Raw genomic sequence first — 16,394 nt, 5'->3', positions numbered from 1 at the left:
CTTCCCGAGGGGCCCCGGGCGTTCCCGCCCCCGGCCCCTCTCTCCGGCTGCCGTCAGCCGCCTCCGGCTGTCGCCGGCCCCTCTGCCTCCGCTGTCTCCGCCATGCGTGGAGCAACCCCTCCAAGGGAGAAGCATCTTGATACGCCCGAGAACGGCGGTGGTCACGGTGACCGCCGCCCTCTTCGCCACGCTCCTGCCCGGCGGGGCCGCCGTCGCCACGACGGCCAGGCCCGCCAAGCCACCCAAGCCCCCGTCGAACGCGGCGCTCGCCGCCGAGCCCGCCCGGCACGACCTCACCCGGGAGCAGTTCTACTTCGTCCTCCCCGACCGGTTCGCCAACGGCGACCCCCGCAACGATCGCGGCGGGCTCACCGGATCGCGCCTCCAGCACGGATACGACCCCACCGACAAGGGCTTCTACCAGGGTGGTGACCTCAAGGGCCTGACCCGGAAGCTCGACTACATCAAGGATCTGGGCACCACCTCCATCTGGCTCGCCCCGATCTTCAAGAACCGGCCAGTGCAGGGCGAGGGCAAGGACGCCTCGGCCGGCTACCACGGCTACTGGATCACCGACTTCACCCAGGTCGACCCCCACTTCGGGACCAACCAGGACCTGGAGACCCTCATCGACAAGGCCCATGCCAAGGGCATGAAGGTCTTCTTCGACGTCATCACCAACCACACCGCCGACACCATCGACCACGCCGAGAAGAAGTACGGCTACCAGCCCAAGGGCGCCCACCCCTACCTCGACCGCACCGGCCGCCCCTTCGACGACCGGGCCGGCGTCCCCCCGGTGGACGCGGACTCGTTCCCGTACACGCCGAAGCCCCGCGACACGGGCAAGGTGCCCGGCTGGCTCAACGACCCCACGATGTACCACAACCGGGGCGATTCCACCTTCGCGGGCGAGAGCGCCGAGTACGGCGACTTCTCCGGCCTGGACGATCTGTGGACCGAGCGGCCCGAGGTCGTGAAGGGCATGGAGCGGATCTACCAGAAGTGGGTCCGCGACTTCGACATCGACGGTTTCCGGATCGACACCGTCAAACACGTCGACATGGAGTTCTGGACCCAGTGGGCCACCGCGCTCGACGCCTACGCGGCCAAGCAGGGCCGGGACGACTTCTTCATGTTCGGGGAGATCTTCGCCGCCGACCCGGCGATCACCGCCCCCTACGTCACCCGGGGCAAGCTGGACTCGACCCTCGACTTCCCCTTCCAGGACGCGGCCCGCGCCGTCGCCTCCCAGGGTGCCCCCGCCGACCGGCTGGCCAAGGTCTTCGCCCAGGACTACCGCTACACCAGCGACCGGGCCAACGCCTATGAGCAGGTCAGCTTTCTCGGCAACCACGACATGGGCAGGATCGGCACCTTCCTCAAACAGGACAACCCGAAGGCCGACGACGCCGAACTGGTGCGGCGCGCCCGGCTCGCCAACGAGCTGATGTTCCTCTCGCGCGGCAACCCGGTGGTCTACTCCGGCGACGAACAGGGCTTCACCGGCGCGGGCGGCGACAAGGACGCCCGGCAGCCCCTCTTCGCCTCGAAGACCGCCGCATACCTGGACGACGACCAGCTCGGCACCGACCGTACGCACGCCTCCGACGCGTACGACACCAAGCACCCGATCTACCGCTCCATCGCCGCCCTGGCGAAGCTGACCAAGGCCCATCCGGCGCTGCGCGACGGCGTCCAGCGCCAGCGGTACGCCGAGGGCTCGGTCCACGCCCACTCGCGCACCGACGCCAAGCGGCCGTACGAATACCTGGTGGCGGTGAACAACGGCACCGCGCCCCAGACCGTCACCCTGACCACCGGCACCGCGAACACCACCTTCCGGCCGGTCTACGGGGACGTCACCACGGCCCGCACCGACGCGGCGCGCCGGCTCACCGTCACCGTGCCGGCGCTCTCCTCCGTCGTGCTGCGGGCGGACAAGCCGCAGCCCAAGCCGGTGGCCGCGCCGACGATCAGCCTGAAGCTCCCGGCCGCCGGCGCCACCGGCACCGTGGAGATCTCCGCCGACGCGGACGGCGGAGAGCTCGGCCGCGTCGTCTTCGCCGCCCAGACCGGCAACGGCGAGTGGCGCACCCTCGGCTCCGCCGACCACGTGCCCTACCGGGTCACCCAGTACCTCGACCCGAAGCTCGCGCCCGGCACCCCGCTGCGCTACAAGGCGGTCGTCGTGGACGCGGCGGGCCGCACGGCAGGCGCGCTCGGCTCCACCACCTCCGGCCAGCTCCCGCCGCCCGAGAAGCCGGTGGCCGTCGAACGCGACCACGCGGTCGTCCACTACCAGCGGCCCGACGGCGACTACGCCGGCTGGGAGCTGAAGACCGCAGGCGGGAAGGCCGCCTTCACCGGACGGGACGCCTACGGCGCGTTCGCCTGGGTCAAGCTCCCCGAGGGCGCCGCGACCGTCCCGTACACCGTCGAGAAGAACGGCACCGCCGACGGCCCGCAGCGCACCGTCCCGCTCGCCCGCACCGGTCAGGTGTGGATCGCGCAGGGCAAGGACGGGCAGGCGGACCGCGCGCCCGACGGCGCCTACCCGCCGCAGGACAAGACCAAGGCGGTCCTGCACTACAACCGGCCCGACGGGGACTACACCGGCTGGGGCCTGCACACCTGGAACGGCGCCGCGAACCCGACCGACTGGTCCAAGCCGCTGATGCCGGTCCGCCAGAGTGCGTACGGGGCGACCTTCGAGGTCCCGCTCGCACCGGGCGCCACCTCGCTCAGCTACATCCTCCACAAGGGCGACGAGAAGGACCTGTCCACCGACCAGTCGCTGGACCTGGCCACCCACGGCAACGAGGTCTGGCTGCTCGCCGGGCAGCAGAAGTACCTGCTGCCGCAGGCCGGTGCCGTACCCACGCTCGACCTCGGCAAGGCCGAGGCCCAGTGGATCGACCGGAACACGGTCGTCTGGAAGGTGAAGGCCACCGAGGCCACCAGCCAGCAGCTCGTGTACGCGCCCGGCGACCGCCCGATCACCGTCGTGGGCGGCGCGCTCAGCGACGAGGGCCGCTGGCTGCGGCTCGGCCCGACCGGTCTGACCGACGCCCAGAAGGCGAAGTACCCGCACCTGAAGGAGTATCCGGCGTTCACCGTCGACCCGCGCGACCGCGACCGGGTACGGGACTCCCTGCGCGGCCAGCTCATCGCCACCCAGCGGGCCGCCAACGGCGCACTGCTGGCCGCCACCGGTGTGCAGACGGCGGGCGTGCTCGACGCCCTGTACGCGAAGAAGGCGACCGGGGCCGCCCTCGGACCCGTCTTCGACCGGGGCCGTCCCACGCTCTCCCTCTGGGCGCCCACCGCCCGCACCGTCTCCCTCGAACTCGACGGCAGGGCCGTGGCGATGCGCCGCGACGACACCAGCGGCGTCTGGTCCGTGACCGGACCGAAGAGCTGGACGGGCAAGCCCTACCGCTACCGGGTCGACGTCTGGGCGCCCAGCGTCCACAAACGGGTCACCAACAAGGTCACCGACCCCTACTCGACCGCCCTGACCACCGACTCGGCCCGCAGCCTGCTGGTCGACCTCACCGACCCGAAGCTGGCCCCCAAGGGCTGGGGCGCGCTGAAGAAGCCCGCCGCCGTCCCGCTGCGGAACGCGCAGATCCAGGAACTTCACATCCGTGACTTCTCCGTCGCGGACCGCACCGCCAAGCACCCCGGCCAGTACCTCGCCTTCACCGACCGCGCGTCGGCCGGGATGAAGCGGCTCACCTCGCTCGCCAAGAGTGGCACCTCCTACGTCCACCTGCTGCCTGCCTTCGACATCGGCACCATCCCCGAGCGGAAGTCCGACCAGCTCACCCCCGCCTGCGACCTCAAGGTGTACGCCCCCGACTCGGCCGAACAGCAGGCGTGCGTCGCCAAGGCCGCCGCGAAGGACGCCTACAACTGGGGCTACGACCCGCTGCACTACACCGTCCCCGAGGGCTCGTACGCCTCCGACCCCGAGGGCACCCGGCGCACCGTCGAGTTCCGGAAGATGGTCCAGGGGCTCAACGGCAGCGGACTGCGCACCGTCATGGACGTCGTCTACAACCACACCGTCGCCAGCGGCCAGTCCGAGAAGTCGGTCCTGGACCGGATCGTGCCCGGCTACTACCAGCGGCTCCTCGCCGACGGCGGCGTCGCCACCTCCACCTGCTGCGCCAACACCGCGCCCGAGAACGCCATGATGGGCAAGCTCGCGGTGGACTCCGTCGTCACCTGGGCGAAGGAGTACAAGGTCGACGGCTTCCGCTTCGATCTGATGGGCCACCACCCCAAGGCCAACATGCTCGCGGTCCGCGCGGCCCTCGACGCGCTGACACCCGCCCGGGACGGCGTGGACGGGAAGAAGATCCTGCTCTACGGCGAGGGCTGGAACTTCGGCGAGATCGCCGACGACGCCCGCTTCGTCCAGGCCACCCAGAAGCACATGGCCGGGACGGGCATCGCCACCTTCTCCGACCGGGCCCGGGACGCGGTCCGCGGCGGCGGGCCCTTCGACGAGGACCCGGGCGTGCAGGGCTTCGCCTCCGGCCTCTACACCGACCCGAACCCGGCCGTCTCCCAGGGCACTCCCGCCGAGCAGAAGGCGCGGCTGCTGCACTACCAGGACCTGATCAAGGTCGGGCTGACCGGCGGTCTCGCCTCGTACACCTTCACCGACACCCTGGGCCGTACGGTCAAGGGGTCCGAGGTCGACTACAACGGCGCCCCGGCCGGTTACGCGGCGGTACCCGGTGACGCCGTCGGCTACGCGGACGCCCACGACAACGAGACCCTGTACGACGCCCTCGCCTTCAAGCTGCCGAAGGGCACCTCACCGGACGACCGGGCCAGGATGCAGACCCTGGCGATGGCGACGGCGGTGCTCTCCCAGGGGCCGGCGCTCTCCCAGGCCGGTTCGGAGCTGTTGCGGTCCAAGTCGCTGGACCGCAACTCCTACGACAGCGGTGACTGGTACAACGCCATCCAGTGGGACTGCCGGGACGGCAACGGCTTCGGTCGGGGACTGCCCCCGGCCGCCGACAACCAGGACAAGTGGCCCCACGCCAAGCCGCTGCTCACCGCCCCGTCCCTGACGGTCGGCTGTGCGCAGATCGACGGCACGGCGGCGGCCTACCGGGATCTGCTGACCATCCGGACCACCGAGCCCGCGCTCGGGCTGGACTCGGCCGCGGCTGTGCAGTCCACGGTCTCCTTCCCGCTCTCCGGGAAGGCCGAGACACCCGGTGTGATCACCATGAAGGCCGGGAACCTGGTCGTGGTCCTCAACGCCACGCCCGAGCGGCACACCCAGCGGATCGCCGATCTCGCGGGTCGGCCGTACGCCCTGCACCCCGTCCAGGCGGCGGGCGCGGACCGTACGGTCAGGACATCGGCGTATGAGAAGGAGTCGGGCACCTTCGAGGTCCCGGCGCGGACGGTCGCCGTCTTCACCCGGGGCTGACCGGGTCGTTCCCCGCGCGGCCGGTCCCGGGTTCCCGGGACCGGCCGCGCGGGGGTTTCCGGGCCGGGCGACGGGGGGTGGGGCCCCCGGCGGTCCGGGTCCGGGGCTCCGGCCGTCCGGGGCGGGCCCCGGTCGCCGGGGGTCAGCTCTCGTGCCGCTCCGCGCGCGGCGCGGGCACCGGCAGCGGCACCGTCACCCCCAGCGCGGGCGCGATCCGCATCAGCCGTTCCACCAGTTCGCCGAGCGGGCCCGCCAGCGGTTCGCCCGCCAGCATCGTCAGGACCACCGCCGCCATCTCGTCGTCGTACGCCGCGCTCACCGCGCAGAGCGCCGCGAAGTCGTGCACGAGCTGCAACTCCAGCTCCGCGCGCGGGATCCGTCGGCCGTCCAGCCAGAGCAGCGCCGTCGACTCCGCGAGCGACACCCAGGAACGCACCACCAGCGCCAGCCGCACCGGCGGCTCGGAGATGCCCAGATGGGACAGGATCTGGTCGTACGCAGCCTGCCGGACCTCGTCGATCATGGCGTGTGCCGTGGTCGAGCCCACCGCCGGACCGCCGCGCATCAGCGCGGAGAAACCGGTCCCGTGGTCGTCCACGAAGTCGAAGAAACGGCCCATCACCCGCAGCAGCCGCGCACCGAGCGGGCCTTCGTGCGGCTCCTGGAACCGGGCGGCCAACTCGTCGGCGGCCCGTCGCAGCGCCGCCTCGTACAGACTCTGCTTCCCGGGGAAGTAGTGGTAGACGAGCGGGCGGGAGATCCCGGCCGCGGCGGCGATCTCGTCGATCGAGACCTCGTCGGGGGAGCGGGCGCTGAACAGCTCCAGCGCCACGCCGATCAGCTGTTGCCTACGCTCCTCGACGCCCATCCTGCGGCGTACCCCGGTCGTCATGCGAACACCCTACCGACCGGGCCCGTGCAACTGTTCTAAGGGCTGTCTTCCAGCGTCAGAGGTCGAGGACCAGCCTGCCGCCGTGGCAGCGGGAGACACAGATCAGCATGGTGTCCGCCCGTTCGGCCTCGGTGAGCAGTCCGTCCCGGTGATCGATGTCACCGGAGAGCACGCGCTGTTGGCAGGTGCCGCAGAACCCCTGGGCGCAGGAGTAGGCAAGGTCGGGCAGCTCGGTCCGGACGGCGGAGAGCACGGACTGGTCGGCGGCGACCCGCACCGTACGGCCCGAGCGGTGGAGTTCGACCTCGAAGGCGTCCCCGGTGCCCACGGCGGCGGCGAACCGCTCCAGCCGCGGCGGGCGGTCCTCGGGCAGCGTCGCGACGACCACGTCCATCAGCGCGTCGGGGCCGCAGCAGTAGACGGCGGTGCCGTCGGGGGTGGAGCGCAGGAAGGACAGCTCCGCCCTGCCCCGCTCGTCGGCCGCGACGACCGTGACCCGTCCGCCCGCCGCACCCAGCTTCTCGACCTCGTCGAGGAACGGCATCGACGCCCGGGACCTCCCGCAGTACAGCAACTGCCACTCCGCGCCCGCCGCTTCCACAGCCCGCACCATCGGCAGCAGCGGGGTGATGCCGATCCCGCCCGCCACGAAGACGTACGCGGGGGATGTGACCAGCGGGAACCGGTTGCGCGGGCCCCGGACACCGACCTCGGCGCCCTCCTGGAGCAGCTCGTGGACCTCGCGGGAGCCGCCCCGGCCGTTCGTGACCAGCCGGGTCGCCACCGTGTAAGCGCCGGTGTCGGCCGGGTCGCCGCAGAGTGAGTACTGCCGTACCAGCCCGGAGGGCAGCACCAGGTCGAGATGGGCACCCGGCTCCCACGGCGGCAGGTCGGCGCCTTCGAGCCGCAGTTGGACGACGCCTTCGGCGGGGGAGGTGCGCTCGGTGACGAGGACCCGGCGGGGGGTGGTGGCGCCCCGGGGCGCGGGGCGTCCACGGCCCGATACCGGCTCCGCCAGGGCGGGCAGCGGCCAGAGCGGTGAGTGCGCGACCCGGCGGCGCAGCGCCCTCCGGGTGAGCAGCGCGGCGCCCGCGACGAGGGCCACCGTCAGGGTGCGGGGCATCGTCAGTGGCCTCCGCTCGGGCCGGGCGGGCGCACACCCGGTGACGTGGTGAGGTAGGCGATGGCCTGGGCGGTGTCACCCTCCTGCGAGGGGTGGTAGGCGCGACTGAGGTAGCGGGGGACGGAGCGCAGCAGGTCCGGGGTGGCGGGGAGCAATCCGGCCCGGCCCGCGCGGTGGTACTGGCGGAAGGTCGCCCTGCCGTCGGTCAGGGACGGGTCGTTCGCCATGAAGAAGCGCACACCGCGCTGCCACAGGAAGACGAGCGCGGAGAACGCGGTGGCCCAGGTGCGGACGCGGCGTCGGTAGCCGCCGTCGAGATGGGTGAACAGCTCGAAGGCGACCGAGCGGTGCTCGACCTCCTCCGCGCCGTGCCAGCGCAGCAGATCGAGCATGGTGGGGTCGGCGCCGCGCCGGTCCAGCTCGTCGGCGTTGAGCACCCAGTCGCCGAGGAAGGCGGTGTAGTGCTCGATCGCGGCTATCAGCGCCACCCGCTCCATGAGCCACCACTCGCGGGGTCCACCGGGCGGCAGGGTGCGGTCGCCGAGGAGTCTCTCGAAGAGCCAGTCGACCTGGGCGGTGTACGGGGTGGGGTCGAGGCCGAGGCGCTTGAGGTGGGGCAGTACGTCGTCGTGGGCCTGGGAGTGCATGGCCTCCTGGCCGATGAACCCGATGACGTCCGCGCGCAGCCGTTCGTCCCGGACGCGGGGTAGCACCTGTTGGTAGACATGGACGAACCAGCGCTCTCCGGCCGGGAGCAGCAGGTGCAGCACATTGATGGTGTGGGTGGCGAAGGGGTCGCCGGGGATCCAGTGGAGGGGGGTCTCCGCCCAGTCGAAGGAGACCTCGCGCGCCTTCAGCTCGATCCGCTCCGAGGTCACCGGCTCGGGTCGGTTATGAGACATGACGTCAATGTACTGATGGGTAAGCGTGCGCGACAGGGCCCCGGAGAACATTTCCGGGCGTTGGACGGCCGGGCGGGAGTTGGCGTCAGCCCCGGCCGGTGGGGAGTTGGCGTCAGGCCCGGCCGGGCAAGAGTTGGCGTCAGCTCAGCTCCCAGCCGCTGAACCGGGCCGTGCCGCGCGTCCCACCGCCCCCGTTCGTGGCGGTCATGAAGAACCCGACGTCCCGCGCGGCCGGGCTCCCCGGCACCGACACCGTGCCCACCGTCCGCCAGTTCGCGCCGTCGTCCGCCGAGTACTCGCCCGTGAACGAGCCGCCGTCGCCGCGCGTCAGCCGCAGCAGCACCGGTGCCCGCACCCCGGTCACCCGACGGCGGGTGTCCAGCGAACCGTCGCCGTTCGCGTCGTACGACAGCGCCACCCCGTGGCCCGGGGTGACCGCCAGATTCAGGAAACCCGCCACCCGGTGGCCGGGGGTGACCGCCAGCGCGTCGCGGACCACGATGCCCGCCTTCGCCCACGGCGCCGTCGGGTCCTGGGCGTCCACCCGCAGCACCACCCGGGTGCCCGGCAGCATCGCCCCCGGCCGGTACGCCGTACCGAACCGGGCCGTGCCGCGCCACAGGTCCTCGCCCGCGCCGTTGATCGCGAACCGGTCGCCGAACTGCCCGAACACCGCCGCGTTGCTGGTGAAGACCTGCCAGCCGGGCGCCAGCGGCGCGGCCACCTGGAGCTCACCCCGCTGGGTGACCGTCACCCGGTCGCCACCCTCGGGGCCGTACCGCACCGTCAGTTCGTACGGGAAGGGGCGCAGCGGTTCCGTCAGCGGCTCGGCCGGGGCCGTCACCCGCCAGGAGACCGCGCCGGTGGCGCCCGCGCCGACGCTCGGGAGTCGGCTCCGGCCCAGTGGTTCGGCGGTGGGGCCGGTCAGGGCGAGGTCGACGGGGCCCGTCGCGCGCAACCCGTTCAGATTGCGGAAGGCCGCCGTCACCGTGCCCGTACCGCCCGGTTGGAAGGCGGCCGGCTCTGCGGTGACCTCGGCGAACCCCTGATAGGGCGCCGCCGCCAGGGTCTCGTGGACCCGCTGCGCCGTCCGGTGGGCGTCGCCCGTCGGCCGCACCGGATACGGACGCCGGTCCCGGGTCCATGCCTCTTCGCCGGGGTACCAGTCGAACGGCTGCGGGGCCCGCCCCTCCTCCAGCGCCGCCGCCAGCTCGGTCAGATACGCCTCCCACTGCGGCAGATGGACATCGGTGATCAGTCCCTGCCAGTCGCGGTTGGCGTAGTTGCTGAGATGGCCCGCCACCACCCGGTCGCCCCAGGTGGTGATCAGCACCCGGGCGGTGCGCTCCAGCTCCACCGCCTCCTCCGGGCTGGTCGCCAGCCGTTTGGCGTCCGCGAGCCAGGGGCCGAGGAGGAACGCTCGATGGCAGCCCGCCAGGGTGTCGGCCAGCCGCATCAGCCGCAGCCACAGCGCGGACAGCGCCCGGAAGTTCGCCACGTCCCCGTTCGCGTACGCGGCCCGCAGCGGGAGCTGGAGGGTCCGGGAGCGGTTCGCCAGCGCCTGCCGGGCCACATCCGTCAGATCGTGGCGGTAGGCGTCCGAGCCGCGCAGCGCCGGGTCGATCGCCAGCAGCGCCGTCAGCGCCCGGTCGAACCCCGCCGGGTCGAAGGCCGTGCCGATGGCGGAGGTGATGCTCGGGCGGCGCAGGAACAGCGAGTCGTACGGCCGTCCGTCGGTGCTGGTGAGCTGGTACGCGGTGGTGGCGAGGGCGGCGAACGCCGCCCGCGCGGACCGGTCGTCGCCGCCGTAGCGGACCGTGGCGTACTCGGCGAACCACGCCTTCCGGTCGATCTTCTCCGCCCGCCACGCCAGCTCGCTGAAGAGCTCCAGCGCTACCGGATCGCGCTCGGCGGCCTCCGGCATATAGGCCGTACCGGCGAGCGCGCTGCCCGGCCGGTCCCGCCAGACGGTGAACCGCTCGGTCCACCGGTCGGTGTTGGCCCCGATCGTCGTCCGGCCGCCGAAGTTGGGGATGGTGCCGAAGGCGTACGGGGCGCCGCCCCACTCCTTCTCGCGGTCGCCGACCGAGTCCAGGTCGGACAGCCCGTCCACGATCAGCACCTTGCTGGTGTCGATGGCGTCGAGCAGGCCGGGCCGGGGGTTGGACTGCCAGCCGAGGATCACCCAGGTGGCGTCCGGGCGGGCGGCCCGCAGCGAGGATTCGACCGCGCGGGCCGCGTCGGCGACCGGGACGTCCCCGGCCGTGCCGCCCTCGTGGAGCAGATCCATTTTGAAGAGGTCGACCTCGCCGAAGAGGTCGCGCTGATGGCGGTAGAAGGCCGCGGCGACCTCGGCGAAGACCGGGGTGCGCGGATCGAGCCAGTCCGGGCGGCGCAGTCCGTTCCAGGAGCCCTGGGGGACCACCCGGGCGCCGGGGTTGCGGTCGGCGAAGCCGTCGGGGACCGTGCCGAAGTACCCGGGCAGTACCGGGCGCATCCCCAGCTCCCGCATCCGCTCGGTGATCTGCCGCCCCAGCTCTGTACGGGCGGCGAGCAGCGCGGGGGAGAGCGGGCCGCCGTACTCGCTCATGTTCTGGAGCAGCCACCACGGCTGGTGCGACGGTGCGGGCAGCCAGGTGCGGGCCTCCGCGTCCGGGTAGCCGAAATCGAGCAGCAGCCGGTGGTAGACGGCCTCCTGGCCGGGTGTCACCAGCACCTCGTTGCAGCCGTGCAGGGCGAGGACGTCGAGCAGCCGTTCCCAGCGCGCCCAGTCGGCGTAGGGGGCGGTGTAGCCGTCGTGGGTGTCGTTGTACGCGAACCGGTGCGGCACCGTCGCCGACCGCTCCAGCGGCCGGCCCGGGGCGGGCAGCCGGTCGGGGAGGTCGAGCTGGGAGCCCGACCACGAGATATGGGCCCGGCAGACGTACTTGAGGTACCAGTGGACCCCGGTGAGCTGGACGGCGGGGGAGGTGCCCGCGATCTCGATCCGCCCGGGGGAGCCGGTGACCCGGAAGCGCTCGGGGCCGTCGACCTCCCGCAACAGGAGCTGGTCCGCGTGCCGGGGCAGCAGTCGCCGGAGTGCGGCGCGGGCCGGTGTCACATCGGTTCTGCCGCTGCCGCTGCCGCTGCCGCTGCCGCTGCCGCTGCCGCTGCCGCTGTTGCTGGGGCTGGGCCTGTGGCTGTGCGCGGGGGAGGCCGCCGCGGGGTGTCCGGCGATGGCCGCACCCACGCCCACCGCTCCCGCGGTGCCCAGAACCGTACGTCTCGACAGATCGGCCATCGGTGCCTCCGTGTTACCCACATCACAGCCGTGCGTGCGTGGCGCAGGCTACTCGGCGTCAGCCCTCGCCGGAGGGGGGCGGCAGGGGCGCCAGGGCCGAACGCGGGTGACGACGGCCGGAGTCCGCGGCGAACGGCCCTCGCGGTGCGGGTGGTTGGGGCGCTCGCGCCGGCCGCCGCGCGTATCTCCGGAGGCGCGGGCGACGGGCGTGGCGTCGTCGGGTGCGGCGTCGACGGCCGGAACCGCTTCCGGCCGGGGGTGGCCACCGGCCGGGGGTGACCGGGGGCCGGGCCGCAGTTGATCACCGGTCGGTGGCGGCCACCGTGTCAGGGACGGTCACCGGCCGGGGGCCTCGCTCGGGCCCCGCTCGGGCGTCGGTTCAGCCGCGGTCCAGATAGGCCAGCACCGCCAGGACCCGGCGATTGTCGTCGTCGGAGACCGGCAGCCCCAGCTTCCCGAAGATGTTGGAGGTGTGCTTGGCCACCGCCCGCTCCGTCACCACCAACTGCGCGGCCACGGCCGCATTGGAACGGCCCTCCGCCACCAGCTCCATCACCTCCAGCTCGCGCGGGGTCAGCCCGCCCATCGGCTTGTCCTGCGAGCGCCGGGAGAGCAACTGCGCGATCACCTGCGGGTCCATCGCCGTGCCCCCGGCCGCCACCCGCCGTACCGCGTCGATGAACTGGTCCGCGTCGAAGACCCGGTCCTTGAGGAGATACCCGACCCCGCCGTTGCCATCGGCCAGCAGCTCGCGCGCGTACAACTGCTCCACGTGCTGCGAGAGCACCAGCACCGGCAGCCCCGGCCGCGCCCGGCGCGCCGCCAGCGCGCACTGGAGGCCCTCGTCCGTGTGCGACGGCGGCAGCCGGACATCCACGACCGCGACATCCGGCTCCAACTCGGCCAGCGCCCTGGAGAGTTCGGGACCGGTCTCCACCGCCGCCAGTATCTCGAAGCCGTACGCCTCCAGCAGGCGCACCAGGCCGTCGCGGAGCAGGAACAGGTCTTCGGCTAGAACAACTCGCAAGGGATCTCCATGGTGACCATGGTGGGGCCGCCCACCGGAGAGCTGACGGCCAGGACGCCGTCGAATGTACCGAGTCGGCGTTCGATGCCGCTCAGCCCCGACCCCGCCCCGATCGCCGCGCCCCCCTTGCCGTTGTCCGTGACCGAGATCCGCAGCGCGCCGTCCGTGTACGTCATATCCACCCAGAGGCGGTCCGCGTCCGCGTGCTTGACCGCATTGGTCAGCGCCTCGCTGACCGCGAAGTACGCGGCGGACTCCACCGACGCCTCCGCGCGGCCCCGCAGCTCCACGTCCACCTCGGACGCCACCGGCAGCCGCAGTAGCAGCGCCTTGACCGCGTCACCGAGACCGCGCTCCGCCAGCACCGGCGGATGGATGCCCCGGACCAGGTCGCGCAGCTCGGTGAGGGCCTCGGCCGACGACTCACGGGCCCTCGATATCAGCAGCTTCGCCTGCTCCGGGTCCTTCTCGATGAGCGCCTCGACGGTGCCGAGGTTCATCCCCACCGCCACCAGCCGGGCCTGCGCTCCGTCGTGCAGATCGCGCTCGATGCGGCGCAGTTCGGCCGCCGAGGTGTCCAGGGCGTCATGACGGGTCTCGGTGAGCCGGTCGATGCGCTGCTCCAACTCGCCCTCCCGGTTGGGGCTGAGCACCGAACCCGCGATCGTGAAGTGGGTCCGCACCAACGCGGGGTTGGCGTACCCCGCCAGGGCCAGCAGCCCCAGGCCGAGCAGCCCGGCGAGCCCGCCGGTGCGCCAGCCCTGCACCGGTATGAAGGTGAACCAGTAGGGATCGTCGAGGGCTTCCGTGAGCGGCACCCAGAGGCCGGCCGCCAGCAGCAGCCCGAAGACCCCGTAGAGGACCAGCGCCGGCGCCAGCAGGGCGACGACCGCCCCCGCCGTCATGTCCACCAGCAGCCACTGGAGATCCCGCCAGGTCGCCGGGTCCTTCAGCAGCAGACTGCACCGCTCCACCTGTCCGGTGATCCCGGTCCGCAGATCGCGCGGGAACGGGCGGTGGGTGACGGCTATCCGCGTCGAGGCCCATCCCGCGGCCAGCAACCGGCGCCGGTCCGCGTGCGCCCGCACCAGCTTCAGGATCGCCGGGGTGGTGAAGACCCCGACACCGACCACGATCAGGGCGATGGAGACCACCGCCAGGACGAAGAGCGTGATCGACCCGACCAGCGCGAGCAGCGCCAGCGCCAGGCCCTGGGCGGCGGCGACCGCCGCCGAGCGTGCCTTCGTCACAACCATGGGATGTCCTCTGCTTTCTCCGACTCGGTCACCAGTGTGTCGTCTCCACGGAGCCCTGACACTGGGTTCCGCCTCCGGATAAGGGTGGTGCTGGCACCACCCCCCGGGCCTCGCCCTACGGCTCCGCGGGAGGGGGTTCTGACGGCTGGGACGCGAGCGCGTGGATTCCTAACGTCGTACTCGACCTGCTCGGCGATCGTCCGGGCCACCCGGCCCGACCCATGGGGGCGAAGGAATCATGAGGGGCAACCTCGCGGCACGCATCGGTGTGTGGAGCGCACACCACCGGAAGACGGCGATCGTCGGATGGCTGCTGTTCGTCGTGCTCACCGCGGGCATCGGCGGCGCGGCCGGCATGGTCGAGATGTCCGCGTCCGAGCAGGGCACCGGCGACTCCGCCCGGGCCCAGAAGATCCTCGACGACGCCGGCCTGGACCAGCCAGCCGGCGAACTCGTCCTGGTCGGCGGCGCCACCCCCGGGGCCTGGAAGCCCGCGGCGGCCGAGCTGACCGCGGCGATCCGGGAGACCGGCGAGGTCCGCACGGTGGCGGCGCCGGTCGTCTCCCAGTCCGGCCGGGAGGCGCTGATCAGCTTTGAGATCGCCGGCGACTCGGAGCAGGCCCCCGACCGGGTGGGGCCGGTGCTCGACGCCGTACGGGACGTGGACCGGGCCCACGCCGAAGTCGAGTTGCACCAGTTCGGGCAGGCCAGCTCCGAGAAATGGCTCGGTGATCTGCTCTCCGAGGACTTCGTCAAGGCCGAACTCACCGCCGTACCCCTGGCCCTCGGCATCCTGCTCGTCGCCTTCGGCGCGGTCGTCGCGGCCCTGCTTCCGGTCGTCCTGGCGCTGACCGCCTGCGCCGCCGCCTTCGGACTGCTCTCCCTCGCCAGCCACCAGCTCCACCTCTTCCAGACCACGTACTCCGTGATGTTCCTGATGGGCCTGGCCGTCGGCGTCGACTACTGCCTCTTCTACCTGCGCCGGGAGCGGGACGAGCGGGCGGCCGGTCGGGACGCGGAGACCGCGCTGCGGATCGCCGCCGCGACCAGCGGGCGCGCCGTCCTCGTCTCCGGTGTCACCGTGATGGTCGCCATGGCCGGGATGTTCCTCTCCGGCCTGATGCTCTTCGAGGGCTTCGCGCTCGCCACCATCCTCGTCGTCTTCATCGCGATGCTCGGCTCCGTGACCGTACTGCCCGCGCTGCTGGCCTGGCTGGGCGACCGGATCGACGCTGGCCGGGTGCCCTTCTTGAACCGCCGCTCCAAGCGGGGCACGCGGGAGAGCGGGGCGCTGGCCGGGGCCATGATCCGGCCCGTACTGGCCCGGCCGAAGCTGTTCGCCGTCCTCGGCGTCACCCTGCTGCTCGCGCTCGCCGCCCCCGCGCTGGGCATGAAGACCGAACAGCTCGGCTGGGAGAAGCAGTTCGGCTCCGACGCGGCGCTCTCCATCGCGCACAAGAAGATCACCGAGGCGTTCCCCGGTGGGCCCGAGCCCGCCCGGGTGGTGGTGAAATCCGAGGACCTCGGCTCCGAGCGGATGCGTGCGGCGCTCGCCGCCTTCGACCGGGTCACCCTCCACGAGGAGTCCGGCATCGCCGAGATCGAGGTGCCCCTCGCCGGGAACGGCAGCGACGGCCGCTCCCAGGACGCGCTGGCCACGCTGCGCGAGAAGACCGTGCCCGCCGCGTTCGACGGCACCGGCGCGGAGGTCCACGTCGGAGGTGACCTCGCGGAGTCCGTCGACTTCAACGATCAGCTCAAGCGGGGCATCGTGCCCGTCTTCGTCTTCATCACCGGGGTGACGTTCCTGCTGATGCTGTTCTGCTTCCGGTCCTACGTCATCGCCGTCACCTCCATCCTCCTCAACCTGCTCTCGGTCGCCGCCGCTTACGGGGTGATGGTCGCCGTCTTCCAGCACGGCTGGGGCGCGTCCCTGGTCGGCACGGAAGCGGTCGGCGCGATCCAGAGCTGGATGCCGCTCTTCGTCCTCGTGGTGCTGTTCGGCCTCTCGATGGACTACCACGTCTTCGTGGTCTCCCGGATCCGCGAGGCCCGCGACCGGGGCCTGGACACCGGCGGGGCCATCAGCGAGGGCATCCGCCGCACGGCCGGCGCGGTCACCGGAGCGGCGGCCATCATGGTGGCGGTCTTCGCGGTCTTCGGCACCCTGACCATGCAGGACATGAAGCAGATGGGCGTCGGCCTGGCCGTCGCGGTCCTGCTGGACGCGACGATCGTACGGATGGTCCTGCTGCCGTCCGTGATGGCGCTGCTGGGCGAGCGGAACTGGCGCACCCCGAAGGCGCTGCGGCGGCTGCCGACGCTGGAGCACGGCGAGCCGGAGTCGACGGGCCGCCACGCGGCACCCGTACCGGCCGGCCGCTGACCGCGGCCCTTCGTCTCCCTGGCCCCCCGGTCCCCGGTCCCCGCACCCTTCCTCCCCGGTGGGTGCG

General features: G+C 72.4%; 8 protein-coding genes. 2 read left to right on the top strand and 6 right to left on the bottom strand.

The annotated features are described in order from the left end of the window. Window positions 1-139 precede the first annotated feature (139 nt). Window positions 140-5,461 carry a pullulanase-type alpha-1,6-glucosidase gene (gene pulA / locus ACH4S7_RS02195; RefSeq protein ID WP_398520000.1) on the top strand — a complete coding sequence of 1,774 codons (5,322 nt, stop codon included), beginning with the start codon at window positions 140-142 and terminating at the stop codon, window positions 5,459-5,461. A gap of 142 nt (window positions 5,462-5,603) precedes the next feature. On the opposite strand, the gene ACH4S7_RS02190 is transcribed toward pulA, so the two are convergent. The 6 genes from ACH4S7_RS02190 to ACH4S7_RS02165 all read right to left on the bottom strand — a co-directional run bounded on the left by ACH4S7_RS02190 (window position 5,604) and on the right by ACH4S7_RS02165 (window position 13,941). After that, entirely contained in the window at window positions 5,604-6,353 is a 750-nt protein-coding gene (locus ACH4S7_RS02190; protein WP_398519131.1) for a TetR/AcrR family transcriptional regulator, read from the bottom strand. A gap of 55 nt (window positions 6,354-6,408) precedes the next feature. After that, window positions 6,409-7,476, bottom strand: coding sequence for a PDR/VanB family oxidoreductase (locus ACH4S7_RS02185; RefSeq protein ID WP_398519130.1), 1,068 nt, complete (start codon window positions 7,474-7,476; stop codon window positions 6,409-6,411). 2 nt (window positions 7,477-7,478) lie between these two features. Continuing rightward, window positions 7,479-8,378 (bottom strand): metal-dependent hydrolase, encoded by a 900-nt coding sequence (locus tag ACH4S7_RS02180; protein WP_398519129.1) that lies wholly within the window; start codon window positions 8,376-8,378, stop codon window positions 7,479-7,481. A 139-nt stretch (window positions 8,379-8,517) separates the two neighbouring features. After that, window positions 8,518-11,658 carry an alpha-N-acetylglucosaminidase gene (locus tag ACH4S7_RS02175; RefSeq protein ID WP_398519128.1) on the bottom strand — a complete coding sequence of 1,047 codons (3,141 nt, stop codon included), beginning with the start codon at window positions 11,656-11,658 and terminating at the stop codon, window positions 8,518-8,520. A 379-nt stretch (window positions 11,659-12,037) separates the two neighbouring features. Continuing rightward, window positions 12,038-12,685, bottom strand: a complete 648-nt coding sequence (locus ACH4S7_RS02170; RefSeq protein ID WP_398519127.1) for a LuxR C-terminal-related transcriptional regulator — start codon at window positions 12,683-12,685, stop codon at window positions 12,038-12,040. Continuing rightward, the gene (locus tag ACH4S7_RS02165; protein WP_398519126.1) at window positions 12,670-13,941 is read right to left on the bottom strand and encodes a histidine kinase; all 1,272 of its coding nucleotides are present in this window, start codon (window positions 13,939-13,941) and stop codon (window positions 12,670-12,672) included. The genes ACH4S7_RS02170 and ACH4S7_RS02165 overlap by 16 nt, the downstream gene beginning before the upstream one ends. A gap of 238 nt (window positions 13,942-14,179) precedes the next feature. On the opposite strand from ACH4S7_RS02165, the gene ACH4S7_RS02160 reads away from it, so the two are divergent. Next, window positions 14,180-16,327, top strand: a complete 2,148-nt coding sequence (locus ACH4S7_RS02160; RefSeq protein WP_398519125.1) for an MMPL family transporter — start codon at window positions 14,180-14,182, stop codon at window positions 16,325-16,327. Window positions 16,328-16,394 lie beyond the last annotated feature (67 nt).

The sequence above is a fragment of the Streptomyces sp. NPDC020965 genome (assembly GCF_044333555.1).
GTDB lineage: Bacteria > Actinomycetota > Actinomycetes > Streptomycetales > Streptomycetaceae > Streptomyces.
Note: the sequence above shows the minus strand (reverse complement) of the source record. Positions and strands in the feature narration are given on the sequence as shown.